Origin of the sequence: Pseudoalteromonas rubra, assembly GCF_000967655.1 — a bacterium.
GTDB classification, from domain to species: Bacteria; Pseudomonadota; Gammaproteobacteria; order Enterobacterales; family Alteromonadaceae; genus Pseudoalteromonas; species Pseudoalteromonas rubra_A.
Genome location: NZ_JXYA01000007.1, coordinates 1 through 26,340 on the forward strand (window position 1 = coordinate 1; position 26,340 = coordinate 26,340).

General features: G+C 47.7%; 20 protein-coding genes. 16 read left to right on the forward strand and 4 right to left on the reverse strand.

The window, feature by feature from the left end; genetic code table 11:
* Positions 1-3 precede the first annotated feature (3 nt).
* The 3 genes from TW77_RS25390 to TW77_RS04155 all read left to right on the forward strand — a co-directional run bounded on the left by TW77_RS25390 (position 4) and on the right by TW77_RS04155 (position 2,311).
* Positions 4-816 carry a transposase gene (locus TW77_RS25390; RefSeq protein ID WP_240479457.1) on the forward strand — a complete coding sequence of 271 codons (813 nt, stop codon included), beginning with the start codon at positions 4-6 and terminating at the stop codon, positions 814-816.
* A 364-nt stretch (positions 817-1,180) separates the two neighbouring features.
* A complete protein-coding gene (locus TW77_RS25625; protein WP_046003825.1) occupies positions 1,181-1,594 on the forward strand; it encodes an LIC_13387 family protein in 414 nt (137 codons plus the stop codon).
* A gap of 330 nt (positions 1,595-1,924) precedes the next feature.
* Positions 1,925-2,311, forward strand: coding sequence for a hypothetical protein (locus TW77_RS04155; RefSeq protein ID WP_046003716.1), 387 nt, complete (start codon positions 1,925-1,927; stop codon positions 2,309-2,311).
* A 156-nt stretch (positions 2,312-2,467) separates the two neighbouring features.
* Here TW77_RS04155 and TW77_RS04160 read toward each other — a convergent pair whose 3' ends face one another.
* Entirely contained in the window at positions 2,468-4,831 is a 2,364-nt protein-coding gene (locus TW77_RS04160) for a TonB-dependent receptor plug domain-containing protein (RefSeq protein ID WP_046003717.1), read from the reverse strand.
* Positions 4,832-5,087: 256 nt separating this feature from the next.
* Positions 5,088-5,612, reverse strand: coding sequence for an acyloxyacyl hydrolase (locus TW77_RS04165; protein WP_046003718.1), 525 nt, complete (start codon positions 5,610-5,612; stop codon positions 5,088-5,090).
* Between the two features lie 237 nt (positions 5,613-5,849).
* Between TW77_RS04165 and TW77_RS04175 the strand changes: the two genes are divergently transcribed.
* The 3 genes from TW77_RS04175 (at position 5,850) to htpG (ending at position 9,417) form a co-directional block, all read left to right on the forward strand.
* Positions 5,850-6,461 carry an MlaC/ttg2D family ABC transporter substrate-binding protein gene (locus TW77_RS04175; protein ID WP_046003720.1) on the forward strand — a complete coding sequence of 204 codons (612 nt, stop codon included), beginning with the start codon at positions 5,850-5,852 and terminating at the stop codon, positions 6,459-6,461.
* Positions 6,462-6,725: 264 nt separating this feature from the next.
* Entirely contained in the window at positions 6,726-7,325 is a 600-nt protein-coding gene (gene recR / locus TW77_RS04180; RefSeq protein ID WP_046003721.1) for a recombination mediator RecR, read from the forward strand.
* Between the two features lie 175 nt (positions 7,326-7,500).
* Positions 7,501-9,417 carry a molecular chaperone HtpG gene (gene htpG / locus TW77_RS04185; RefSeq protein ID WP_046003722.1) on the forward strand — a complete coding sequence of 639 codons (1,917 nt, stop codon included), beginning with the start codon at positions 7,501-7,503 and terminating at the stop codon, positions 9,415-9,417.
* Positions 9,418-9,483: 66 nt separating this feature from the next.
* Here the strand turns inward: htpG and TW77_RS04190 are convergent, their stop codons facing one another.
* The gene (locus TW77_RS04190) at positions 9,484-9,756 is read right to left on the reverse strand and encodes a hypothetical protein (RefSeq protein ID WP_052713035.1); all 273 of its coding nucleotides are present in this window, start codon (positions 9,754-9,756) and stop codon (positions 9,484-9,486) included.
* A gap of 514 nt (positions 9,757-10,270) precedes the next feature.
* Between TW77_RS04190 and TW77_RS04195 the strand changes: the two genes are divergently transcribed.
* From TW77_RS04195 to TW77_RS04205, 3 genes are all read left to right on the forward strand, one after another.
* Positions 10,271-13,000, forward strand: a complete 2,730-nt coding sequence (locus tag TW77_RS04195) for a TonB-dependent receptor (protein ID WP_046003723.1) — start codon at positions 10,271-10,273, stop codon at positions 12,998-13,000.
* Between the two features lie 67 nt (positions 13,001-13,067).
* A complete protein-coding gene (locus TW77_RS04200; protein ID WP_046003724.1) occupies positions 13,068-14,591 on the forward strand; it encodes a tryptophan halogenase family protein in 1,524 nt (507 codons plus the stop codon).
* Between the two features lie 13 nt (positions 14,592-14,604).
* Entirely contained in the window at positions 14,605-16,137 is a 1,533-nt protein-coding gene (locus tag TW77_RS04205) for a tryptophan halogenase family protein (RefSeq protein WP_046003725.1), read from the forward strand.
* On the opposite strand, the gene TW77_RS04210 is transcribed toward TW77_RS04205, so the two are convergent.
* Entirely contained in the window at positions 16,134-16,826 is a 693-nt protein-coding gene (locus tag TW77_RS04210; RefSeq protein WP_046003726.1) for a DUF6445 family protein, read from the reverse strand. The two genes, TW77_RS04205 and TW77_RS04210, sit on opposite strands and share 4 nt — an antisense overlap.
* A 360-nt stretch (positions 16,827-17,186) precedes the next feature.
* Here TW77_RS04210 and TW77_RS04215 point away from each other — a divergent pair, with 360 nt between their 5' ends.
* The 7 genes from TW77_RS04215 (at position 17,187) to TW77_RS04245 (ending at position 26,273) form a co-directional block, all read left to right on the forward strand.
* Positions 17,187-17,897 (forward strand): SapC family protein, encoded by a 711-nt coding sequence (locus TW77_RS04215; RefSeq protein WP_046003727.1) that lies wholly within the window; start codon positions 17,187-17,189, stop codon positions 17,895-17,897.
* Positions 17,898-18,019: 122 nt separating this feature from the next.
* Positions 18,020-19,069 (forward strand): isoaspartyl peptidase/L-asparaginase family protein, encoded by a 1,050-nt coding sequence (locus TW77_RS04220; protein ID WP_046003728.1) that lies wholly within the window; start codon positions 18,020-18,022, stop codon positions 19,067-19,069.
* 87 nt (positions 19,070-19,156) lie between these two features.
* Positions 19,157-19,585, forward strand: coding sequence for a CBS domain-containing protein (locus TW77_RS04225; protein WP_046003729.1), 429 nt, complete (start codon positions 19,157-19,159; stop codon positions 19,583-19,585).
* A 180-nt stretch (positions 19,586-19,765) separates the two neighbouring features.
* A complete protein-coding gene (hrpA, locus tag TW77_RS04230) occupies positions 19,766-23,650 on the forward strand; it encodes an ATP-dependent RNA helicase HrpA (RefSeq protein WP_046003730.1) in 3,885 nt (1,294 codons plus the stop codon).
* Between the two features lie 87 nt (positions 23,651-23,737).
* Positions 23,738-24,136: a response regulator gene (locus TW77_RS04235; RefSeq protein ID WP_010381687.1), complete on the forward strand. Its 399-nt coding sequence runs from the start codon at positions 23,738-23,740 to the stop codon at positions 24,134-24,136.
* Between the two features lie 42 nt (positions 24,137-24,178).
* On the forward strand, positions 24,179-24,472 hold the full coding sequence (locus TW77_RS04240; RefSeq protein ID WP_046003731.1) for a PilZ domain-containing protein: 294 nt from the start codon (positions 24,179-24,181) through the stop codon (positions 24,470-24,472).
* Between the two features lie 190 nt (positions 24,473-24,662).
* Entirely contained in the window at positions 24,663-26,273 is a 1,611-nt protein-coding gene (locus tag TW77_RS04245; RefSeq protein ID WP_046003732.1) for an ATP-binding protein, read from the forward strand.
* Positions 26,274-26,340 lie beyond the last annotated feature (67 nt).

A 26,340-nucleotide genomic window follows, 5' to 3' on the forward strand; every position in this document is an offset into this window, starting at 1 on the left:
ACGCTGGCAAAAGTGTTTTGCATTGAGGTATGTGGCTACGCGGTCATGAGCAACCATACGCATATTGTGCTGTATGTCGATGATAAAAAAGCTGAAAGGTTATCAGATAAAGCGATAGTCATTCGTTGGCACAAGCTGTTTAAAGGCAACTGGCTGACACAAAAATACATCAATGGTGATGAGCTGAGCGAGTCAGAGCGCAGTATGCTGGCGGCTGATATTACTGAATTCAGACTTCGGCTTGCAAGCATCAGTTGGTTTATGCGAGTACTTAATGAGAGCATTGCTCGCAGAGCTAATGAAGAAGATGGTTGTACGGGGCGTTTTTGGGAGGGGCGATTCAAGTCACAAGCTTTACTTGATACTGCTGCACTGGCAGCTTGTATGGCTTATGTTGACCTGAATCCAATCAGAGCCAAAGTGGCAGATACACCAGAATCCTCTGATTATGCCAGTATCAAAAAGCGTATTGAGCGCGCGCGGCAGGGCAAACAACCCAAAAGCTTGCGGCGTTTTGCAGGAAACCCTAGAACGAACATGCCAAGTGGTCTTCCGTTTGATCTGACCTATTACATTCAGTTGGTTGAGCTTACGGGCCGATGTATGCGTGCAGGTAAACGGGGTTGCATCAGTGATACTGAGCCTCTGTTAGCAAGGTTGCAAATAGAGCCAGACAACTGGCTAAAGCTCACCACCCGATTTACCAAGATATTTCATGGTGCGGTGGGGCGAAAGCAAGCAATAACCGATTACTGTGAGCACCTTCACAAAAAGCGGCGCGCTAATCTGGCGCAGTCTGAACGGTTATTGTGTTAACACCGTTTCATAAATATCATCACTACTTATTCAGCCCTGGTATGGGGATGCTATGATTTTGTCTAAGCCGGGCTACTTGCCAATAATTTGCGGATAAATGTGAGAGCCTAGCTGCTCATTTCTCATTGGAACACGAGGATCAGTAATCTTTCAAATTTAAGTTGAACTTGCCCCCTTGTGGATTCAAAATTTACCGGTGGGTGTCCCATCATCATGAACCTTACCCCGCGTCAAATGCAACACCTTGTTTACTTTTTGTTAGTTCCGTGGGACTATAAAGCTTCGCAATACAGCCCAGTTTGTCGGTTTATGTTTTGATATTTTGGGAGGGAGCAAATTACTATGTTTCTTAATGGAGTTAAGAGTGATTTCACAAATCCTATTTATTATCGGGGCAGCAATATTTGGCGGTTTAGGCTTAATCCATCTGATTTTTACGTTCTTTTCTAACAAGTTTGATGCATATAATGCAGAAGTTGTCGTTGCAATGAAAAGTACATCTCCAGTCATAACGAAGGAAACTACAGTTTGGCGGGCCTGGGTTGGCTTTAATGCAAGTCATAGTTTAGGAGCAATTTTTTTTGCAGCAATCTATATTCCTTTAGCAATTTTACACATGCCGCTTATTATAAATAACGCGTGGTTTTCAGTGCTGCCTTCTATTTTCGGTTTTTCATATTTGCTTTTGGCTCAAAAATACTGGTTTAGAATTCCGTTTTTGGGCATTCTGATTGCAACAATATGTTTTGTCTTTGGGTGTTTACTAATCAATTTATAGTAAGCGTTTTACGACAAGCCATGCTGTGCGTGTCCGTCAATTTATGTAAGCGTTATCTTCATTGTTGGACTAAGAGATTACTGGTGGGTGTCACCCTTATCCTCTCCTTGCTATGTTCCAAATTTACTGGTGGGTGTCTCTCTTATCCTCTCCTTATCCTCTCTTATCCTCTCTTATCACGTTCTGGAGGGCGACATGGGCTGCATATGCGTAACGGCCGACAAATATTGGGTAGAAAGTGCCTTATAATAAGGCCATTAAACACCACGTCCTCCGGGCGCTGGACTTGCAAAATACGCTCGCCGTTTATGGCAAACGTTAGGTAACTAAATGAAAACTGAGCTTGATATACACAATTATCAAAAATGGTTTCTCGAAAACTTTCAGTATAGGGACAGACTATTAACTCTTACAGTTGAGGAAATGCTTACAAAAGAAGAACTGTTACGAGAGCCGCAACGTTATTTAGTTATATTCTCTTTTACTGTAATGTTTCAAGTTTATGATGAATGTGATCACAGGAATGACTTTCATGCTGATCGGCAAGAAGGTGTTCTAGCTAAGTACAACGCTTCACGTTTATTGGAGCATGCTAAGTCAGATACAATTGTTTTTGATACTACAGTTGGAGCACTTGAACATTGGTCGTTAATGACAACCAATGAATTCGTGCATGTTTTAACTAATCAACCACCTAAAGTCATAAATGTTACCTAACAAACGCTTAGAAAAGAAATAAGCGACACCCACCAAAAAATGGCATGCCTTTGTTGCCCTGAACTGACGTGAAGCAGAGCGCCAAAATTGGCAAATCAGTATCCCGAATCACAAAACTCAGATTTACAGTTGAATTACTTATCAAAGCGAACTTAATTAAAACTGCATACTCACCGACAGCATAAAACTGCGCTTAGGCTGAGGGATAAGGGAGTTTGCCCAGCCCACTGAGCGCTGTTCAAAATCATCACCACTGGCTGCGGCTTCCGCGCCTGAGTGGTAATAGATTTCATCAAAGAGGTTTTTGATCTTAAAGGCCACTTCGAACGATTCGAACCGGTAAATGATATTAGCGTCTACCGTTAAATAGGCGTCATTTTTTCTGTCCCTGGCACGCAATGTGTTTCTCAAATATAGCGGTTTACTTGAGAACCAGTTAGCTCTGACATTAACATTAAGCGCATCACTGACAGGTACATTAAGCCCTGCGTTGATTTTATGTGGTGCGATATCGCCAAGCTCTGCATCCATATCCTGGCAGGGGTTGTAGGTGAGCGTATTAGTGTTTGCGATGTCCCGGCAGTTTTCGATCCCTTCGCCCACCCACAGGCCCTGCGTGTGATCGTAGCTTACGCTGCTTTTGGTTTTTGTGTGAGTGTAATATAGATAGCCGGAGATATTTGCAGCGCCTGTTATAAAGTTGTTAAACTCAAATTTACCGCGATATTCCAGGCCGTAGATGCTGCGTTTTCCGGCGTTTTCGGCCTCTTCTTTTACAACGTTGTCGTACCTGGCCGTAAACAAAGACAAATCATGTAGCCAGTTGTCTTGCTGGTACATATAAATGAACTCAAAGTTTTCCGCCTTTTCGGGTTTCAGATCAGGGTTGGCAGAGCGGCCGCTCCAGCCACCCCAAAGTTGTATCGGGGCTGGCTCCTGAAATGCCGTGCCATAGAGCATTTTGATGGTTGATTTGTCTGACAAAAAATAAATAGCAGAGGCCCTGGGGTTGGTGGTACTGCCATATAGGCTGTTTTTGTCGTACCTTACGCCGGCATTCACTCGCCATTTATTGATGTTCCAGATGGCCTGAATATACGCGCCTCGGTCAGTCAGGCTGGCCAGGTTTTCATCCGGCATCCGGCTGAGCGTATCTGGTTGAATATTGATTGTGCTGTCTGTATTGAGTGCAACGCCATCTCCGGCAGTTTCGGGTGTATCTGATGAGCAAAAGGTTTCGGCAAAATAACCGCAAGCATCGTATGCTTTGGTGAGCTCTTTGTCTTCAAATTTGATGCCGCCGCTGATCTTTAACTGCTCAGTGTAATCGAACTCGTAATCTTGCTTAAATAACCAGCTTTTGTTGCTGGTTCGCCAGTGTGAAATGGTTAAGGTAGAGACCACATCCGGGCCGCTCAAGGCGGTGGAGCCGGGAAAGGACTCGACCCAGTAACCGCCATTGCCGCTTTTTCTGCTCAGCAGCAGGGTATCTACCTGTACTTTATTTTTTAAAGTCCCTGCATGTCGCAGATAATATTGCTCTGAGTTGCGATACCACTGCGCAGCAGGTTGCGCTCTGTCGTGGGGGTATTGCGGCCCCCAGCCATGACGCATATCCCATTCAATAACGCCTAACGTCAGGTTTTTGAACCCGACATCGGCCAAAATACCCCATTCCCGTTGTGGGTCGTGGTAGGCGCCAAAATCATTGTATTTAGAACCGTGAGGACAACCATCGGCTGCACAATTGGCCGATAATGCGGTGTCATAAATCACGGGCCCCCAGATATCCCGGTTACTCAGCAGTTCGTTACTGACAAAGCCCCAGGGGGCCAGATCGTCGATGTCGGCTTCATCACTTGAATAGTATTTAGCGGACAGGTTGTAGGTCAGCTTGTTATGATTGCCGCCCGCAGCGATATCAATGCTTTGTGTGTCGTAGCTGCCCGACTGAACGTTCACTTTAAAAAAATCATCATTCTGGTGAGTCTCTTTGGCATCGGACGTAACCAGGTTGATTATCCCTAAAAATGCATTGGGGCCATACACAGCGCCCACCGGGCCATAAAGTACTTCTATCCGCGCTATGTTCGACAACGGATAATTTTTTGACAAAGTGGCTTCGTGATACCACAAATGGTTATCGGCTATGCCATTGACCAGCATTAACGTGCGCTGGGTGAGGGGCGTGCGGTAGCCGCGCTGGTAGGTGATAACGCCACCATTACCATTGGTGACGGTGCTATCAAAGCCGGGCAGATCCAAAATCACTTCATCAATACTGGTGTAACCGCGCTGGCGGATATCCGCTGCGGTAACGATCACCATAGCCGCCGGGGCATCGCGCAACGTTTCCTCAACGCCGGAGGCTGATGACACCGTGACATCAAGCAAGTCCTCTAAACTCAGCTCCATAAATGTATCAAGTTCATCACCTTGTGCCGCGCTGTGTGAGCTGAATAAAATCATTGAAAAGAGCAAAGATGCTGCTGTAGTTTGACAGGACTGTTTGCTGGTCATAAGTTCCCCCTGGCTCTACAAGCTGTAGCGCTCCGATGACCTGTTGCTCTGGCAAAACGCTGATATACCATAGTCGGTGAGAAACTTATTCTAGTCTTTGGAGACTAGAATAAACTGCTTGATTGTCAAGCTGTGAGGGACTGATAAAGGAACGCAGAAATTAATTTTGGTCTGAGTTATTACAGTCCAGGGCTAAAGATTTTTGCATTAATGGGTTGATGTCTCGCCCGGCTAACCGGGCAGAGCGTTAAACTGGCTAAAAATATGCCGAATAGGATAGGGATAAGAAATCCAGCCCGGGGTTAGGGCTTTTAAACCCGGCGTTGGAATAGTGCATATAGCGAATGGCGATATTGGCGTCGTCCAGCTGATAAACCAGCCCCAATCTGTCTTCAAATTGGTAATGCGTACTGACGTTTTTACCTGCAAATTGCGTATCATCCAGCAGGGCAATGCCGATCCCAAATTCCACTGCAACCGGGTGGCCATTAAAGGTGGTGAAGGGATATCGGATCACCGGCGAAACCGCCAGTACAAAATTCGTGTCGTGGCGGTTTTGATCTCCGTAACGCCAGAAATTGATACTACTTTCAAAGTGCACGTCAAAGTGGCGCCAGGCTTGAGGCAATGCCAGCTCTGGGTGGTACTGGTACGCTAATTTAATGCCGTCGACACTGCCTTCACCATGAATGTAATGAATAGCATAGCCATGTTGTTGTGCCGCTACCGGCATGGCCAGTGCGCTTAGCAGAAGCAGCGCAAGTGTGGTTAATCTGATCATAATGAATACTCACCGAGTATATAAAGGAATATGGCTATTGTCGGGGTAGAACTTGCCATTAAAAAGGCATCAAATGGCACAGTATTGATGTTGATTTGGCACCAAAAGGTTAGGTTGTTGATTTATATGACAAATATCATTGGTGCCAAAGTGGCATTAATATGGTGCAAATTTGTGTGTTTTTCATCTGCAAAGTTAGCGCTAAACTTGCCCCATTAACCGTTATGGGAGTGGATCATGAAAAGACTAATGCAACTTATACTGGTAACAGTACTGGCGTTTAGCAGCGTACCGGGGCTTGCTGCACCAGACACACAAAGCAACCCGTATGGCCTGATAAAATCGGTTGGCGACCAGTTGTTTGTGGATATCAGCAAACTGAATACGCTGGAAGAAGTCCAGAAAAAAGCGCAGCTGAAAAAGCTGGTACGTGAGCAACTGATGCCACACATCGACATTAAATATGTGTCTTTTAAATTGCTTGGTAAGCACGTACGCGAGATCAACCGGGATCAGGCCGTGACCTTTATTGATGCGGTCGAGCAATACCTGGCCAACACTTATGCCAATGCGCTGATGAGCTATAAAGGCCAGCAGGTTAATTTCATTGAGCCGGTTGTGAGCGACGACAGCAAATTCGCGTCGGTGAAATCCGAAATCGTTGAGCCTAATGCGCCTACCATCGACATTGTATTCAAATTCCGCAAAAACAAAGCGGGTGAGTGGCAGGTGTACGACTTGGTTGCCGAGAGCATCTCACTGCTTAGCGCTAAGCAAAAAGAGATCACAGCGCGGATCAGCGAAGTTGGTATAGATCAGGTAACCAAAGAGCTGGTGGCTAAGAGCTAAGCCAGCACCACAAAACACGATTTACGTCCTTCAGGCGGGTACTCACCCTTACCCATGAGATCCAACACTCTCCGATTGCCCGCCTTTTTTCTTGCCCGTCGGGGCATTGCTGTACCCTCTATCTTTGGCTTGTCGCTATCGTGTCAGCCATAGTAAGATGACGACCATTGTTCGGATCAGCACAGCGTAACCGGCAACAAGCTACTGATGTACAGATATCAGTCAGTTCATCGTACGCTGTCAGTAAATTAAGAATGCTTTATTATGCAATTATCTCCCTCACTTTCAGCTTTGGTTGAAGCCTTGCGTTGTTTACCTGGCATTGGGCCTAAATCGGCACAGCGGATTGCCTTTCACCTGCTAGAAAGAGACCGCAGTGGCGGCACTCAGCTGGGTCAGAGCCTGCTCAACGCCATGGATAAAATCGGCCACTGTGAATCCTGCCGTACTTTTTCAGAAACGCCGGTGTGCGATATCTGTAGCAATATAAAACGCCAGGACACCGGGCTGTTGTGTGTGGTGGAATCCCCAAGCGATGTGTTGGCCATAGAACAAACCGGTCAGTACCAGGGCCTGTATTTTGTATTGATGGGGCATTTATCGCCGCTTGATGGCATTGGTCCGAACGAAATCGGCATGGATGTACTGGAAAGAACACTCGCCAATGGCAACATCAATGAAGTCATTCTGGCCACCAACCCGACGGTTGAAGGGGAGGCTACTGCTCACTTTATCGGTGAAATGTGCCATCAGCATAACGTAACCGCCTCGCGAATTGCCCACGGTATGCCTGTCGGTGGCGAGCTTGAACTGGTAGACGGCATGACCCTGATGCATGCCTTTAGCGGCAGAAAAGCGATTTAGTACAAGCCCGAAAGGGCTTTTTTGGTTACCTTTTCAGCAAAACCACACCATCCGCAACTTTTTTCTTTTACCACCCTTGAAAAACGCTTACCCAGCACAATATACCTGAACATAACGCAAGTTAACTGATTAACCATGTACTACTATGTGTACCAAATAAGTTAGGGTGTACCAAATGACTACAGAAAATACTAAAGAAAATCATTCATTTAGTGCCAACACTAAGCAATTGCTCCAGCTGATGATCCACAGTTTATACTCAAACAAAGAGATCTTTTTACGTGAGCTGGTTTCCAACGCGTCGGATGCCGCAGACAAGCTGCGCTTTTTAGCGCTGCAAAATGGCGACCTGTACGAGGGGGATGCTGAACTGCGCGTGCGTATCAGCGCCGATAAAGACGCCAAAACCGTGACCATTTCTGATAATGGTATCGGTATGACCCGCGACGAAGTGATCAGCTCTCTGGGCACAATTGCCAAGTCGGGCACTGCTGAGTTTTTCAAGAATCTGACAGGTGATGAAGCGAAAGATTCTCAGCTGATCGGCCAGTTTGGTGTGGGTTTTTATTCTGCCTTTATCGTTGCTGATGAAGTGACTGTACGCACGCGTAAAGCGGGCGAGACTCAGGCAGTAGAATGGCAGTCAAAAGGCGAGGGTGAATACACTCTGGCGGACATTGAAAAAGCCGAGCGCGGCACTGAGATCATTCTTCACCTGCGTGAAGAAGAGCTGGAATTTGCGGATGATTTCCGCCTGCGTTCAATCGTCACTAAATACTCAGATCACATCTCAATTCCGGTTGAAATGTACAAAGCACCAGTGCCAGAGTCTGAAGGGCCGGATGGTGAAAAAATCGAAGCACAACCGGGCGAGTGGGAAGGTATTAACCGTGCCACCGCACTGTGGACGCGCGATAAGTCAGAGATCAGCGACGAAGAATATAAAGAATTCTATAAGCACGTTGGTCATGACTGGGAAGAGCCACTGACCTGGGCACACAACAAAGTAGAAGGTAAAACGGAATACACCAGCTTGCTGTACATTCCTAAAAAAGCGCCTTTCGATATGTGGAACCGTGACCGCCAGACTGGTCTGAAGTTGTACGTACAACGCGTATTCATTATGGATGACGCTGAGCAGTTTATGCCAAGCTACCTGCGCTTTGTTAAAGGTTTGCTGGATTCAAACGACTTACCACTGAACGTATCGCGTGAAATTCTGCAGGACAACAAAGTAACTCAGGCTATCCGTAAAGGGTGTACGTCTCGTATCCTGAAAATGCTTGACCGCATGGGCAAGAACAAGCCAGAAGATTATCAGACTTTCTGGAACGAGTTTGGCCAGGTGATCAAAGAAGGCCCGGCTGAAGACGCTGCAAACAAAGAAGCGATTGCTAAGCTACTGCGCTTCAGCTCTACTCACACTGATGAGAGCGTACAAAATGTGTCGCTTGAGCAGTATATTGAGCGCATGGCCGAAGGTCAGGACAAGATTTACTACGTAGTTGCAGACAGCTTTGAAGCGGCGAAGAGCTCACCGCACCTGGAGATCTTCCGTAAGAAAGGCATTGAAGTCCTGTTGCTGTCGGACCGTGTTGATGAGTGGATGATGAGCCACCTGACAGAGTTTGCGGAAAAGTCATTCCAGTCAATCACCCGTGGTGATCTTGATCTTGGCGATATGGAAGACGAAGAGAGCAAAAAAGCACAGGAAGAGAGCGAGAAGCAGGTCGAAGGTCTGGTAGAGCGCATCAAAGAAGCGCTGGGCGATAAAGTGAAAGAAGTACGCTTTACGCACCGACTGACCGACTCTCCGGCGTGTGTGGTGGTAGATGACCACGACATGAGTTCACAGATGCAAAAGCTGATGGAATCGATCGGTCAGTCTGCGCCAGAATCTAAGCCAATTTTTGAGCTGAACCCTGAGCACCAGCTGGTTAAACACCTGAATGTTGAACAGGACGAAGACAAGTTTGCACAGTGGTCAGAAGTATTGCTGGACCAGGCGCTGCTTGCAGAGCGTGGCAGTCTGAAAGATCCGGCTGGCTTTGTGGCTCGCCTGAACAAGCTGATGCTTGATTTGAGCAAATAAATCGAACACAGCCTGATTGTGTTGAAAAGCCCGGCGAATAATTCGACCGGGCTTTTTTGTGTCTGACTATTGTTGCGGCGCGATAGGGCAGTAGTTGCCACTATTAGGTACCCACACAGAGCGCGTTTCCCAGCGACAGTTGTATGGCACGCGCTGCTGCTCCTGCTGAGTAAAGTAGCTATTATGCTGGTGCACATAGACACCACCTGGCGCATAGTGGTCCGGGCCCGGAATGGTCCAGTTTGCAGGACAGCTTTGGTTAGACAAGACTGTCCGAGTGTCCCAGGTGGGTGCAGCGCAGATTTCAATGTAAGAGACAACCGCGTGATAAATTTTCATCCGGGGTAAAAGCCGTTATCTGCTTGTTTTGCCGGGGTCTGGCAGAGGTTCTTCCTATATTTACAGGCCTAGTCGCGAATTTGTCATATAAATACACTGGACAAATTAAGTATGAAAAAGATAAAATGACAGCGTTGTCATTGAGATCTATTATCACCTTGAATACGCTTCTGCCCGAACGTTTGATAGAATAATCAGATAGCACAGTTCACCTAAATTAGATTAGTTTATTAATTAGGTCCAAATCTTCTACATAACTCATCGCAATCACTGTAAAAAAGCGCATAGCTTGTGATATATTCACCTCGTTTGTAACAAACTATAACCAATTAATTATTTATTCTTTCTATATCAGTGGGTTAGATTTTTGTTGAAAAAATCTTATGTTAGCCACACAAAAAGATGTAGCGAATCTGTAATTTTGGGTGTATGGTTTGTTATTAGATGACAGCGTTGTCATCATCACTGGGCAGAAGTGATTTAAAAACCAACAAAATGATTCAAGGGGAATCCTGTGTTAGCTAATAATTTTAAGAAAAGCTTACTTGCAGCAAAGGTTGGCCTAATCCTGGGCACGGGTGTGTCAGGCGTGGCGTTTGCTGAAGAAAACCAGACTGGTGTTAATGAAGATGTTGAAGTTATTGAAGTGCGTGGTATTCGCCGCTCGCTGGAAGCTTCACTGAATACCAAGCGATTTGCGACTTCTGTCGTTGATGCAGTTTCTGCAGAAGACGTAGGTAAATTTCCTGACAGTGATGTCGGTGAAGCCCTGGGCCGAATCTCAGGTGTGTCGGTTGGCAGACAATTTGGTCAGGGCCAGCAGGTCTCAATTCGTGGTGCTTCAGCGCAACTAACGCGTACTTTGTTGAATGGCCACACAGTTTCTTCAACAAACTGGTACGATCAACAGTCTATCGACCGTAGCTTTAACTATTCACTTATGCCAGCGGAAATGGTCGGTGGTATTGAGGTCTACAAGTCTTCACAAGCTGACCTGCCTGAAGGTGGTGTTGGTGGTGTCATTATTGTTAAGACCCGTAAACCGCTTGACCTTGACGCCAATACGGTATTCGGTAGCGTAAAATTTGATTATGGCTCAATCGCTGAACAGTGGGACCCTGAAGTTTCTGGCTTATACAGCTGGAAGAATGATGACGAAACCTTCGGTGCATTGGTTGCACTGGCGCGTAAAGAAACTGAATATCAGCGCCGCGGTACAGAAACGATTCTGGCCTGGGGTGGCGCTGTTGCACCAACAGTATTCAAACAAGAGCGTGAGCGCACCGCTTATAACATTGCTCTGCAATACGCACCAACAGACGAAATGGAGTTTGGTCTGAATTACACAGGGCTTGATTTGCAGGCCGACAACATCAACTCTTCTCTGTTCTTGTTCTCACAGGGCGCAGATGCGGCTCGTTGGATCCCATTTGGTGACAAATACAGCAACGGCGGTGTCGACGAGAATCCGGTAGATGGTCCGCTGGGTAACATGCCTGAGTGTCAGCAAGTGAATGCATCCAATGACTGTGTTAAAACCACCTTAGATGCAATGGCTGGTGGTAGCTGGGGTCAGACCTGGGTACGTGATGCAGAAATGGATTCTCAAACCATTGAAATCAATGGTAAATACACTACAGACAACTTTGTTATCGATGGTCGTATCGGTACAACAAAGTCTGATGGTGGTACTAACTTTACCGCAGCGCAGCGTGAAGGTATTGGCCAGGCGTCTGATTTTGCCGGTGTCTATGACGCAACAGGTAAGATTTATCATGTAGACACAGCTGTGAAGTCCTGGACACGTGATGATTTTGTTGGTGACGGTAAATTAGATATTCCAGGCTGGTCTATTCGCAGTCAGCCAAATACCGACGAGGAAGATTTTGTACAGGGTAACATTAAGTTCTTCGTAGACTTTGGCGCTATTACGTCGATTAAAACGGGTTTCTCGTATGCAGAGCACTTTGTTGAAGAGCGTACTTTCTGGCCAAATCCGCGCGTCGCGTTAAATGATGTAGATGGCACCGCGAGTAAACTGTATAAGGAAAGCCAGCTTGAACTTTCTCAGGGCATGCTATTCCCTGAAGCAGATTATGATGCGATGTTGTCGCGCGCACAAAATACATTAGGCGAGTGGGAATTACTGCGCTCTGGTTACGGTACTGTTGAAGAAGAGAACTTCGCTGCGTATGTCATGGCTGAGTTTTCTGCTGACGGTATCCGCGGTAACTTCGGTCTAAGATACATCAGTACTGACGCTGAATCTGATTTCTTTGCGGTCGACTTTGATGGTCTGGCAGCTGGCAAGTATAAAGAAGGTGGTTCACTTGCAGGTTATCAGGCATACGAAAGAACACTGACTACGGAAAAGGGCGATTACAACGACGTATTGCCAAGTGTTAACGTTGTTTTCGACCTGGCAGACGACTTAATTTTACGTACTTCTGCCTCTCAGGTAATTGCGCGTCCAAACTATGCTGATATGTTCTCTCGTCAGGAGCAAACTGGTTTTAACGACGACCTGGAGCTAAACGAAGTGCTGTCAAAAGGCTCGCCAGCGCTTAAGCCGTTTAAAGCAACGCAGGCAGATCTGAGCATTGAGTGGTACTACAGTGACAGTGCGTTACTATCTGCTACTTACTTCATCAAAGATATTTCTAACTTCACCACAGCGACTCTAATCCAGGATCAGTCGTTGGGTATTATCGATAACTTTGGCAACGATAACTGGACTCTGAGCACTAAGCGTAATGCGGTCGGTGGTCAAATTCGCGGCGTTGAATTGCAATGGCAAAACTCGTTCGATAACGGTTTTGGTTACGTTACTAACTACACCTTTGTTGACGCAGATGCAGAAGGCGAAAACTACGCTGACCTGATCCCTGAATTCTCTGATTCAAGTGAGCACACGGTTAACCTGGTAGGCTTCTATGAAGCGGATGATTACACGATTCGTGCAGCGTACAACTGGCGCTCAGAATATATGATCCGTGAAGGCGCGAAGTTCTACGGCAACCGTATGCATGACGACTATGGTACGTTAGATATTACGGCAACTTACACATTGAACGACTACATTGGTTTCTCTTTTGAAGTTGTGAACCTGCTTGAAGAAGACAGCGTTCAGTATGGTGCAGCCAGTGATGGTGCCTCAGTGAAGAATGAACTGAAGAATAACTACCCGGCTTGGTCTTTCGAAGGTGAAAGACGAATTAAAGCAGGTGTTAACTTCCGCTTCTAATATGTATTAATTAAAAAACCCAGCTTTTGCTGGGTTTTTTTTTCTAAAAATTAAACTGTTGATATTTATGCAATCTATCATAATCGTTGGCGGTGGTACGGCTGGCTGGCTGACCGCGGTCATGTTAAACCACAGCTATAACAAACTCGGGCAACAAGTAGAGATACATGTCATAGAAAGCCCGGAAGTGGATATCGTCGGCGTTGGTGAAGCGACCGTACCAGCTATCAAGGATTTTCTTCAGGCGGTGGGGATCAGTGAATACGAATTTCTTCGCCATACCAATGCGACAATAAAAAACGGCATTCTATTTAGAAACTGGCGTACCGCAAAAAACGGCCGTACTCACGAATATTTGCACCCGTTTGAGCAGCAAAGAATAGAAAAGCGACTGGATATTTCGACTTCCTGGTTGCTGAGCGAACGTGAATTACCCTACGACCAATCGGTATCCCTGGTTTCAGCTTTGGTATCACAAGAGCTTGCGCCAAAAACGCTATCAGGCAAGGAATATGAGGGCCTGTTTCGTTACAGCTATCACCTTGACGCGCGGCTATTTGGACATTATCTCAGGAACTTTGCTCAGGCACGCGGCGTAAAACGAACGGAGGCACATGTCAGCAAGGTGGTTACTGAACAGGGCAAGATTGTTCGGCTGGAGACTGAGCATGGTTCATTCCAGGCTGACTTGTTTGTTGATTGCAGTGGTTTCAAAGGACTGTTAATCAATGAGGTTGAGCCTCAGGGGAACTGGATGTCGTATCGAGATTCACTGCTGTGCGATAAAGCAGTCACGGTACAACAGCCCCATGAGCCGAGGTATAAGCCCAAACCTTATACGGTCTCAGAAGCGCTAAGCAGTGGCTGGGCCTGGCGCATAGATCTACAGAACAGGCAAGGTGCGGGGTACGTCTATAGTAGCCGTCACCTCGATAAAACTGAGGCTGAAAAAGAGTTCAGGGCATACCTGGGATTGCCCCCCGAGGTCACCGTCAGACACCTCGATATGCAAATAGGCCGACGCAAACAACAATGGGTCGGAAACTGTGTCGCGGTTGGCCTGTCCAGTGGTTTTATTGAGCCGCTTGAATCAACCGGGATCCACCTGATTTATCTTGCTGCACGGGCGATTGCTTTGCATCATAACTTTAGCCATACAAACCAGGTGATCAGAGACAATTTCAATCGCCAGATGGGCCAGACTTATGATGAGCTGAGAGACTTTATTGTGATGCATTATGTGCTTTCTGACAGAGAAGATAGCCCGTTCTGGCGAGATGTAAAAGGGACTTTAGCACATACACCGTCACTTAAAGCGCAGCTTGAACTGTGGCGTTATAAAGTGTGTGAGTACTTTGATGTCTGCAATAGCGCGTCTCATATGTTCAGTGACGCCAGCTATCGTTACATTCTTTATGGCATGGAATACTATCCCAAGTTAAATTTACCCAGTCGAGCGGGAGAGTTTACGGATGTGTTTGCGCAAATTGCGAAGTGGCAAAAAGAAGTCACCAGAGTGGCAATACGTCATACTGATTTTTTAGACACTTTACAATCAAATGGCAATTTGGTTACTGTAAAAATGAAGTAAATATGGGTTACCTGTGAAAGAAATCAAGAAATATGTGGTAGTGGGTGGCGGAACTGCAGGCTGGCTTTCGGCCAATCTACTTGCTGCACAGCTTAAAGACATGCCGACTCATTCGGTCACTTTGATTGAGTCTCCGACTATCCCGATTATCGGTGTGGGGGAGGGAACCGTCCCGTCAATTCGCAAGACATTACAAAAAATTGGCTTGCCGGAAACCACACTATTTCAGGAATGCGATGCAACGTTTAAACAGTCAATCAAGTTTGTAAATTGGCTGGATAAGCATCGCCATGGGCAAAATAATGCCTATCATCATTTGTTTGATTATCCCTTTCCATTCGGTGAAAACCTGGCCGATTATTGGCTGGCTGAGGGTAAGGGCGAGCACTTTGCCGATATGGTTTCATTTCAGGGGATGTGCTGTGATGAGCACAAAGCCCCTAAGCTCATCACACATCCTGAATATCAGGGGGTGTCCGATTACGCTTATCATTTTGATGCGCATAAGTTTGCCGGTGTGCTTGCCAAACATGCCAAAGAAACCTTTGGTGTAGAGCACATTCGGGCGAATGTAACCAATCTTAAGCAATCTGTATGTGGCAATATAGAACAGCTGGTGCTGGATAACGGCGCTGTGGTTGACCTTGACATGGTCATAGATTGCAGCGGCTTTTCATCATACATACTGGGACAGCAGCTTGCAGTGCCATTTATTTCTAAGTCTGATCAGCTATTTATTAATCGCGCACTGACAGTGCAGGTGCCATACACTTCAGAGGTATCACTACCCCCTTATACAATATCGACAGCCCATCAGTACGGCTGGATTTGGGATATCGGACTGACGACCCGAAGAGGCGTGGGCCTGGTATACGATGATTCTTTGATCAATAAAGAGATTGCATACGCAAAACTCGCCCGTTATTTAGGCTGTGACCCCGAACAATACACGGTCAGAGATATTCCTATGCCGGTGGGTGTCAGAGAAAAAGTGTGGGTCAATAATTGCGTGGCCATTGGCTTGTCACAGGGATTTGTTGAGCCGCTAGAGGCAACGGCAATCTTGCTGGCTGATTTTTCAGCCAACTTGCTGTGTAATAAGTTGCCCCGGTTTGCTGATGAACTGCCCGCTATCGCCACACAGTTTAACGAGCGTGTGGCACATGCCTGGCTAAGAGTACTCGATTTTGTGAAGTTACATTATTGTATTTCGGATCGACAGGACAGCGAGTTTTGGCGTAAAAACCGATCTGCTGACAGTATTCCAGACTCCCTGAAGCAGCGACTTGAATTATGGCGCTACGCCCCCCCTGGCGGCGACGACTTTATGACCAAGTTCGAGGTGTTTGATGTGGAGAACTACCTTTATGTATTATACGGCATGAAATATGGTACGCGTAGCAAGGCGCTGTCTGAGGCTGAGATTATGCGGCTCTCACAACAAGTGGCGCAGGTACGTGAAGTTGCGTTACAGCAATGTCAGTCTCTTCCGTCACATAATCAGCTGCTGGCGCTGATACAGCGCCACGGTATGCACAAAGTTTAGCTATTGGGTGCTAGCCTGAAAAAAGAAGCTACGGTAAGACGGCCATTACTCGGGTGAGCACTGATACTGTGAGGGTGCACATTGGCGCTGTGCAAAATATTACTTGGATAAAGCACCAGGCGATTAAACTTGGCTTCTATATTCAGCACTTGCTCAAAGAGCTGGTTGGAGCCATTGAGGTAGCCATCGGGATCTTGTTGTTGAGACTCCACCATATTAACCATCGCCATGATCTCGTCCTGACTGTCCTGGTCGAAACGGACTCTATTTGCAGGTTTAAATCGGTAGATGGAGGTGCCGCCCATCTGTGGACCACATAAATAATGAACGCTGGCATATTCCTGGTTGTCTGTAGAGTCGATGTGCGGCATCTTTTGAACACTCAGAAGTTGTTCAGGCTGCTGAGTGATCAGTGACAGCATACAACGATGGATCTCAGGCTCAACACCCTCAAACAGTGCTGTGAGCAAAGCGCTTAGTACTCTGTGATAGGGCAGAGGTAGTGCATCTCGGATCCCGGGGTAGAGGGTGCCATCTTTACCTATCGGATTAAAGTAGGCTGACTTTTGTGCAAATGCTTGCACCTCTTCCGGGTTTTCCAAAAAATCATCAACGACATAAACGTCACAATGACATTCATCGAGGGTGATTTTTTCAATCTTAAGATGCGCATTAAGTACGGGCTTCATTTACTTTAACCTTTGCGGACGGAATGATTATTGTCTGTTTGCGTACAATAAACGCAGGAGTACCGCAATAGCCTACATGGTCGTACGGTGAGAGTAAATTAGCTTATCTAAGATTTTGAAATGCAACCGTTCAGAGCCCATGGCAGCGTAACTTTTGTGTGCTTTTTTAAAGCCACTTATTCAAGTCGAAAAGTACTTATTTTAACCGGCAAAGCGATGTGCCAAATTAAGGTATGAGAAAAACAAATTGTGGGAACGAAAGAAACAAAATTGTTATCAACTAGTGCTTTCCTTTTGCCGTCAAAACCATTAGCCTATGGCTATATTTGATTATAATTACATTTAAAACGGAGCAGTATTATGGCGGAGCAACAAGTGCAGCCTTTACACAACGAAAAACATGCCAACATCAAAGTAAAAAATGGCATTAACGTAGAATTTTTGAAATCTCAGCACTTGATCCCGGTTGTTGCACACGAGTTTGCACGTGTTGCGACTGAATTCCCGATGGCATTTGTTAAGAACACTGAAAGCGGCCAGTTCCAGGCTGTTGCCCTGTTTGGTCTTGAGCCAGGTGAAAACCTGTTTGTACAAGATGGCGAGTGGACTGCGGGTATCGCACCACTGGCAGCATCTCGTTACCCGTTTGGTCTGGTTAAGCACCCAGAGCAAGATCAGTACGGCATCGTTATTGACGAAGCAAGCCCGCTGGTAGGCGAAGAAGAAGGCAACGCCTTGTTCGCAGATGGCAAAGAAACTGAGTACCTGGAGCGCCGCAAAGAAGCACTGGTTAACTACATCGAGTTTTCTCGTGTTACTGAAGCTTTCACTCAGTATCTGGCTGAAAAAGAGCTACTGGTTCAGCAAACTCTGACAGTTGAAATCGCTGGTGAGAAGAAAGACATCAACGGTATTTACCTGGTAGACGAGCGTAAGCTGAACGAGCTGAGCGACGAAGCTTACCTGGAACTGCGTAAGCGTGGTTACCTGGCACCTATCTTCTCTTTCCTGACTTCTACACATCAGGTTGGCCGTCTGGCTCGTCTGAAAGCAAAGCGTCAGGCAAGCTAAGTCAGTAATGACTATCTATTGTTAAAAAGCGCCTGAGGGCGCTTTTTTTATCGCTTTTTTTTGTATTCGAAATTCAATTCCGGCAACTTGGTTCCATAATAAAAGTACAACAGGAACTCAACATGCGCCGTATTCTAATCACCTCATCCTTATTCGCCGCTCTGAGCGTGGCACATTCTGCTTTTGCAGCCAAACCTGAGACACCCATCGCGATTGCTATTCATGGTGGTGCCGGCACGATTGAAAAATCACGCTTCACACCTGAGCAGGAAAAAGCCTATAGACAGACGCTTAAAGTGGCCGTTGAGCAGGGCTACGCCGTGTTAGAGCAAGGTGGTGAAAGCCTGGATGCCATCACTGCGGCAATTACAGTGCTTGAAAACTCGCCATTCTTTAATGCCGGAAAAGGCGCAGTTTATACTTATGAAGGGGCGCATGAGCTGGACGCATCGATCATGGATGGACGAGACCGTCAGGCCGGCGCGGTTGCCGGTGTTAAACATATTAAAAATCCCATCGAGCTGGCTAGAGCGGTCATGGAGAAATCGGTGCACGTGATGCTCAGTGGCGAAGGCGCCGAGGAGTTTGCCAAGCGTGAAGGTATGTCGTTTGTTAACAATGACTATTTTGACACGCCGCATCGCTATGAAGCCTGGCAAAAAGCACGCAAGAAACTGGAGCAAGCCGAACAGAGCAACAAAGACTATCAGGCACAGCATCAACAGTTACCGCAGCAATATAAAATGGGCACAGTGGGCGCCGTTGCGCTGGACAAACAGGGCAACCTGGCCGCGGGCACATCGACCGGCGGTATGACAGCAAAACGATTTGGTCGTGTTGGTGACTCGCCGATTATTGGCGCGGGGACCTTTGCAGACAATGAGTCTTGTGCGGTGTCAGCAACCGGGCATGGTGAGTACTTTATTCGCTATAACGTTGCCGCTGATATCTGCGCGCGGGTACAGTATCAGGACAAATCTGTGGCGCAAGCCGGGCAGGACGTGATTTTTGGCCCGATGTTACGCGCGGGCGGAACCGGCGGTGTGATTATTTTAGATGCCAGGGGTAACATCAGCATGCCATTTAACACCAAGGGCATGTATCGGGCCAGCAAGTCGAAGACTCAGCCTACCTATGTGGGTATTTTTGAGGACAAAGACACCTCTAAATAGTGTGCTTAAGGTTTGCAAACTTAGGCAATTTTTGTAACGCCAGCTACTATTTAATATGAAGCTGGTGTTTTTTTAGGGGAATGAAATATGCAATCTGTCAAAGTAGCAGACTATCTGAATCATCGTCCGGTGACCTTTAAAGCGGACATGCGCATCGAATCGGCAGTGGAAAAATTACTGCAAAGTGGTCAGTCCGGAGGCCCGGTGATTGATGACATGCAACGCGTGGTGGGCTTTTTATCCGAGCAAGATTGTATCCGCACTATGCTCGAAGCTACTTATCAGAACGAATCACACAGCATTGTGGCTGATGTAATGAATGCTGAGCCATTGTGTGTCAGCCCGGATGACAGCATTTTAAAATTGGCAGACAGAATGACGGCGGACAAGCCGAAAATTTATCCGGTCTGTGACAGTGATTGTCGGCTGGTTGGAGTGATCAGCCGTACTCATGTGCTTTATGCCATTGATAAGCACCTCCACGATACCTATGAATCGGGACATCGCTTTGTCTGAGTGTTGAACTACTCGCCAGACCTGTCGGCGAGTGCGCCTGGTGCGCTGTTCGGCCCACTCGTTGTATAGACGACTTTACCTGCGCTAATTTAGTACACAGCCCCCGTCAAAGGGACTGGGCTGACTGCATGCTTTTTGTTAGACTACGCGACGATTTTCTCAGTAACAAGGTGTCGTGTAGTGGATTTGCAGTCGTTGTATTCGAGCATAGCGGATTGCCTCAAAAAGGATCAGTTTCTCTTTAAAAAACGTCTTCAGGGCGTCAAAAAAATAAAAGACGAAGCGAAACAACAAAAGGTACTTACTCAGATAACGCGTGACATAGAGCACAGTAAAACGCTTAGAGTGAAGCGCCTGGCTGAACTGCCGAAGGTGCAATATCCCGAGTCGCTGCCGGTTAGCCAGAAAAAAGACGACATTAAAAAAGCCATTGCCGAGAACCAGGTGGTGATAGTCGCGGGTGAAACCGGCTCTGGTAAAACCACTCAGCTACCTAAGATCTGTCTGGAATTGGGCCGTGGTGTTGATGGCTATATTGGTCACACTCAGCCACGACGTCTGGCCGCACGCAGCGTGTCAAACCGGATTGCCGAAGAGCTTAATTGTGAGCTTGGTCAGGAAGTGGGCTTTAAGATCCGTTTCAGCGATCAGGTGTCTGATAAGAGCTATATCAAATTAATGACCGACGGTATCTTGCTGGCAGAGATCCAGCAAGACAGATACCTGAACCAGTACGATACCATCATCATAGATGAAGCCCACGAGCGCAGTCTGAATATCGACTTTATCCTTGGTTATCTGAAAAACCTGCTTCCTAAGCGCCCAGATCTGAAGGTGATCATTACCTCAGCGACAATCGATCCGGAGCGTTTTTCCAAGCACTTTAATAACGCCCCCATCATTGAAGTATCGGGCCGTACCTATCCGGTAGAAGTGCGCTATCGCCCCGTGATTGATGCCAGTGGGGATGAAAGTGAAGCCGAAAACGACCAGCTACAGGGGATCTTCGATGCCGTAGACGAGCTGTGTGCAGAAGGCCCCGGAGACATTCTGATCTTTATGAATGGCGAGCGGGAAATTCGCGATACGGCCGATGCGCTGAGTAAACGTAACCTCAAAGGGGTTGAGATCCTGCCTTTGTATGCCCGTTTGTCGAATGCTGAGCAAAATCGTATTTTTTCCGCCCACAGTCACCGTCGTATTGTGCTGTCAACCAACGTGGCCGAAACCTCACTGACGGTACCTGGGATCCGCTATGTTATTGATCCGGGCACGGCGCGGATCAGCCGTTACAGTGCCCGTACTAAGGTTCAGCGATTGCCGATTGAGGCCGTTTCTCAGGCCAGTGCCAATCAGCGTATGGGCCGTTGTGGCCGGGTTGCTGCGGGCGTGTGTATCCGACTGTACTCAGAAGAAGATTTCCTTGGCCGACCTGAATTTACCGATCCGGAAATTCTGCGCACCAACCTGGCATCGGTTATTTTGCAAATGCTGGCGCTGGGCCTGGGCGACATCAAACAGTTTCCGTTTGTGCAAGCACCCGATAATCGCAACATCACAGATGGTGTTACGCTGCTTGAGGAGTTGGGGGCCGTTAAACCTGCCGCCAGACGTGAACAAACTACGCTGACCCAGACCGGGCGCAAGCTCAGCCGCTTACCGATAGATCCGCGCCTGGCCCGCATGGTACTGGCATCAGCTCCTTTGGGTGCATTGCGTGAGGTGATCATTATCGCAGCGGCACTGTCGATTCAGGACCCCAGAGAAAGACCGCAGGAAAAACGCGGTGCTGCGGATGAAAAGCATGGTCGGTTTGAAGATCCGGACTCGGATTTTATGGCGTTTTTGAACCTCTGGCAATATCTGGAGGAGCAGCAGGAAGCGCTCAGTCGCAGCCAGTTCAGAAAGCAATGTCAGAAAGACTTTTTAGCCTATATGCGGGTCAGAGAGTGGCAGGATATTGTTTATCAGCTCACCACAGTGTGCACCGAAATGGGCCTCAAAGCCTCAGGCAACGACGCCAGCTTCGAAGCCATTCACCAGGCGCTGCTCAGCGGCATGCTGAGCCACATAGGTCAAAAAGACGAGAAAAAATTCTACAAAGGGGCGCGCAACAGCCAGTTCCATATTTTCCCGGGCTCTGGCCTGTTTAAGAAAAGTCCCAAGTGGGTGATGGCGGCTGAACTGGTAGAAACCAGTAAGCTTTATGCCCGCATTAATGCCAGAATTGATGTTAACTGGGTTGCCCCGCTGGCGGAGCATCTGGTTAAGCGTAGTTACAGTGAACCACACTGGGAAAAGAAGCAGGGCTGTGTCATCGCCTTTGAACAGCAAACCCTGTACGGCCTGATCATAGTTGGCAAAAAGCGTACGGTTTACAGCCAGATTGAACCGGCGCTGTGTCGTGAACTGTTTATTAAAGAAGCTTTGGTTGCCCAGCAACTGGGTCAAAATGAGGCCTTTTTAAAGCACAATCAGGCCCTGATTGAAGATATTCAGGATCTGGAAAACAAAGCGCGTCGCCGGGATATTCTGGTCGATGAGCATATGATGCAGGCGTTTTACGAGCAGCGGATCCCGGCCGATGTCAATAACCGGGCTGCTTTCAGCCACTGGTGGAAAGAGAAGAAAAAAACCGACAAACGCTTTTTGCATATGGACAGAGACGCTCTGATGCAGCACGAAGCGTCACACATTACGGCGCTGGATTATCCAGACGTGTGGCAGCAGGGCAATCTGATGTTGCCATTGAGCTATCATTTTGAACCTGGTCAGCCAGTTGACGGCGTGATGGTGAACATCCCCTTACCACTGCTTAACCAGGTGGCTAATGAGGGATTTGACTGGCATATTCCGGCACTGCGCCATGAATTGATCTGCTCTTTGATCAAGAGCCTGCCAAAAAGTCTGCGACGTAACTTTGTCCCGGCACCCAACTATGCCGATGCGGTACTTGCTGCCATAGAGCCGATGCAGGGCAATTTTCTTGAAGCCCTGACCAATCGCTTATTACGTATGACTGGCGTTAAAGTTGATGCTGAGGCGTTCGATCTCGGGGCACTGGAATCGCACTTAAAAATGCAGTTTCAGGTATTGGATGAACACAATAAGGTGATTGCGCATGGCTATGACCTGGATGTACTCAAAGCCAAATTACAAGGTAAGGTCACGCAAACGCTGTCAAAAGTAGCCGAAGAGGGCATAGAGCAGGAAGGGCTGACGCAGTGGTCGTTTGGTGACCTGCCTGAGGAATACACCAAAAAGCAGGGCGGCTATGAGATCAAAGCTTTCCCGGCGCTGGTAGACAACAAGCAAAGCACCTCAATCAGTTTATTTGATCATCCGCTCAAGGCACAACAGGCCCACCGCCTCGGTTTACGTCGACTGGTGATGCTGAACGTACCCTCACCGGTGAAATATTTACAGCAGCATTTGCCGAACAAAGCCAAGCTGGGACTGTATTTTAATCCGTTTGGTAAAATTAACGACCTGATCGACGATTGTACCGCAGCGGGAATAGATGCCTTACTGGGAGATTACACAGCGATCCGCTCTGAGCAGGACTTTGAAAAAGCCAAAGAATATGTCCGTGCTGAACTGGGAGACAAAGTGGTAGATATTGCGTCGGCGGTTGAGCAGGTGCTGAGTATTGCGCATGGCATTAACAAGCGCATGAAAGGGCGGGTTGATTTAACCATGATCACCGCGCACGGAGATATCAAGTCTCAGCTGGAAAGCCTGATCTTCAAAGGGTTTGTCAGTCAGCACGGGGCGCATAAATTGCCTGACTTACTGCGCTATATGAAAGCCATTGAAAAACGGCTGGAAAAACTGCCAGTTGATCCTAACCGCGACCGTTTATGTGTGCTGGAGCTGGAGAAAGTGGCGGCGGCGTATAACGATAAATGTAACAAACAGCCAAAAGGGATCCCTATGCCTGCGGCACTTGACGAGATTTTCTGGATGCAGCAGGAACTTCGGGTGTCTTTATTCGCTCAAACACTAGGTACGCCTTATCCGATTTCGGCCAAACGGATCACCAATGCGTTAAATGAGATCGAATAGTGTGTTTTGACTTGCAATTTGCATTGGGGCAATTACCTTATTAAGAGGAAACTATTTTTGGATTGTGAAAAGGAAGCGGCATTGACTATGTCCACACAGGGGAGCAGGATGAAAACGCCGCATGTGTTAGTGGTTGACGATGAGTATTTCAATTTTGAAATGCTCTCTATGGCTTTGTCGGATGCATTTAAGTTCAGTTATGCTGAGTCGGGCAAGAGCTGCCTGTCTAATGCGATAGCCGATCCGCCGGATGTGATTTTGCTGGATGTGTGCATGCCCGGGCTGGATGGCTACGACACGTGCCGGATGCTAAAAAATACGCCAGAGACCAGAGACATTCCGGTGCTTATGGTGTCAGGCCTTGAATCGGAGCAGGAGAAGCAAGCAGGCTTTGATGCAGGCTGCGATGCGTATGTGGTTAAACCTTTTTCTATGCAATCCTTATCGGAAAAAATAAAAAATATGGTGCAAATTATTCCCAGGTAATTTTTTGCAGGCAAGCAATGATAATAAAGAGTGGAGCACGCCATGATACACGAGGATAAACGGCGCTTTATGCGCATGATGGTCAATACCCAGGCACAGTTAACGGTGTTGTCCACGGGTCATAAACTGCAAGGCATCTGCCACGACTTAAGTGCCACGGGGCTCTCAATCATTGTGGACGAGCCTCTGGAAATGAATGAAATGCTGGAGGTATTTATCGACAGCCATGGTGGCTCTATTCCTCCTTTGAATGCCCATGTGAAAGTCATCCGGTGCGGTAATAACAGCGAAGGCGATGGCTATATTCTGGGCCTGGAAATCGTGCAGTTTAATTAGCCGTCTTCATCTCCTTAGCAACCTGGCTTGTCTGGCATCTGACAAGCCAGCCACCCAAGCAGGCACGCAGATGTGTTCCTGCTTTGGTAAATTTTGTCACCACTTCCACACTATTTGCACATTGACCTTACATACTGATTAGCATCTGGTCTTACATGTTCTGAATTCCATTCACAGAGGTAGCTACACCATGAAACTGACAATACGGCACAAGCTGCTGGCTATTTTGCTGTTGGTCAACACCGTATTGATCATGGCGATTTACTTTGCTAATCAGGCTGCATTTGAAAAGAGCTTTCGCGATTATATTCAGCAAAACAGCCGCGCCAGACTGGTTGCGTTGATGCCAAGCATTCGTGACAACTTTGCTCGCTATGGCGACGACTGGGTATATCCTCGTCATCCTGCATGGCATAAGCTGGTAAGCGAACTAAGAGGGAACGGCAGAAGTGCCACTTCGGCCGCTGCGACTCCGTCCTATGACAGTTATGACAGTCCTAGCATGCAGCGCCCGCGCAGACCATCAGATCTCACTGAGCGGGGTCCGGAACCGGGTCGGGATGGTCGTGGCATGCGCAATGAGCAAGACCCTCAGGCGCAATATCACACTGACAGACGTCCAAAGCCCGGCGCTGATCGCCCGCCCAGAGGCGAGCGCGGAGATCACCCTCATCAAAAGCGCAGACCCCCCAGAGGACGCTCTGATAGTATGGGTGGTCGCCTGGTATTTAAAAACGCCGCAGGTGAGCAGGTGATTGGTTCTTTGACGACAACCAGAACCACTTTATGGGAGCCTGTACATCAGTCGGATTCCCCATCGTCACCAGTGCTGGGGTACGTGGGCCTGGAAGATGGCCTGGTTATCAGCAATCGCTTTGACAGCTTATTTGCAGAGCGACAAAAAAACTGGTTTATGTACATCGCCATTGTGGCCCTGATAGCGTCGAGCTTACTGGCCATTCCGTTCAGTCACTTTCTGGTAGCACCGGTACTGGCGCTGCGCCGCGCCGCGCAAAACCTGGCTAGAGGCGATTATCAGAGCAGTCTAAACCCCGACAGTAACGACGAGCTGGGTATGCTGGCAAGAGACTTGAATACGCTGTCCGAGACCTTGCGGGAAAACCAGCAAGCCCGACAACAATGGATTGCCGATATTTCCCATGAACTGCGCACGCCAATCGCTGTGTTTAAAGCTGAGCTGGAGGGCATGATCGATGGTGTGATTGACACAGATCCCGCGCAGTTACAGTCCTTACATGAAGAAATCAGTCGCCTGACTCAGCTGGTGGATGACTTGCACCAGCTCTCTATGTCGGACAGAGGTTCACTAAGCTACCAGATGTCATCACACTGTCTCGGCGAACTGGTCGAGCAAACCTTTGGCAATCATCAGGCGCAGCTAACCAACCGCGGCTTTGAGTACCAGCTTAAAGGAGACGCACAGAGCCTGATGACGTGTGACGACAGAAGAATGACGCAGCTGTTTAGTAATCTGATGCAAAATACGCTGCGCTATACCGATTCAGAGCTGCACAATCCAGGGCAAATTCGGGTGACCATTAAACAGCAGGGCGCACAAACCGAGATCGTGTGGGAAGATAGCTCTCCCGGCGTGGACCCCAAGCTGCTGGATAAATTGTTCGACCGGTTGTTTCGCGTTAAACAGGCCCGAGATCGGGTCTCGGGCGGCTCAGGTCTTGGGCTGGCCATTTGTACCAGCATAGTTCAGGCCCATAATGGCACAATTTCAGCGCGCGAGAGTGAGTTAGGAGGCTTGGCTGTGGTGATGCGTTTTACTTAAAAGGGTTGTAAATTCAAGCGATTTCACTTAGCTTTGGGTAAGAGAAGACCCAAGGTGAAAGTGAACG

Excerpts from the sequence above, each read along its gene's own strand:
- TW77_RS04155 (WP_046003716.1), top strand. The coding sequence starts at position 1,925 with ATGAAAACTGAGCTTGATATACACAATTATCAAAAATGGTTTCTCGAA.
- TW77_RS04160 (WP_046003717.1), bottom strand. The coding sequence starts at position 4,831 with ATGACCAGCAAACAGTCCTGTCAAACTACAGCAGCATCTTTGCTCTTT.
- TW77_RS04225 (WP_046003729.1), top strand. The coding sequence starts at position 19,157 with ATGCAATCTGTCAAAGTAGCAGACTATCTGAATCATCGTCCGGTGACC.
- htpG (WP_046003722.1), top strand. The coding sequence starts at position 7,501 with ATGACTACAGAAAATACTAAAGAAAATCATTCATTTAGTGCCAACACT.
- TW77_RS04190 (WP_052713035.1), bottom strand. The coding sequence starts at position 9,756 with ATGAAAATTTATCACGCGGTTGTCTCTTACATTGAAATCTGCGCTGCA.
- TW77_RS04200 (WP_046003724.1), top strand. The coding sequence starts at position 13,068 with ATGCAATCTATCATAATCGTTGGCGGTGGTACGGCTGGCTGGCTGACC.
- TW77_RS04210 (WP_046003726.1), bottom strand. The coding sequence starts at position 16,826 with ATGAAGCCCGTACTTAATGCGCATCTTAAGATTGAAAAAATCACCCTC.
- recR (WP_046003721.1), top strand. The coding sequence starts at position 6,726 with ATGCAATTATCTCCCTCACTTTCAGCTTTGGTTGAAGCCTTGCGTTGT.
- TW77_RS04235 (WP_010381687.1), top strand. The coding sequence starts at position 23,738 with ATGTCCACACAGGGGAGCAGGATGAAAACGCCGCATGTGTTAGTGGTT.
- TW77_RS04165 (WP_046003718.1), bottom strand. The coding sequence starts at position 5,612 with ATGATCAGATTAACCACACTTGCGCTGCTTCTGCTAAGCGCACTGGCC.
- TW77_RS04215 (WP_046003727.1), top strand. The coding sequence starts at position 17,187 with ATGGCGGAGCAACAAGTGCAGCCTTTACACAACGAAAAACATGCCAAC.
- TW77_RS04245 (WP_046003732.1), top strand. The coding sequence starts at position 24,663 with ATGAAACTGACAATACGGCACAAGCTGCTGGCTATTTTGCTGTTGGTC.
- TW77_RS04175 (WP_046003720.1), top strand. The coding sequence starts at position 5,850 with ATGAAAAGACTAATGCAACTTATACTGGTAACAGTACTGGCGTTTAGC.
- TW77_RS04240 (WP_046003731.1), top strand. The coding sequence starts at position 24,179 with ATGATACACGAGGATAAACGGCGCTTTATGCGCATGATGGTCAATACC.
- TW77_RS04220 (WP_046003728.1), top strand. The coding sequence starts at position 18,020 with ATGCGCCGTATTCTAATCACCTCATCCTTATTCGCCGCTCTGAGCGTG.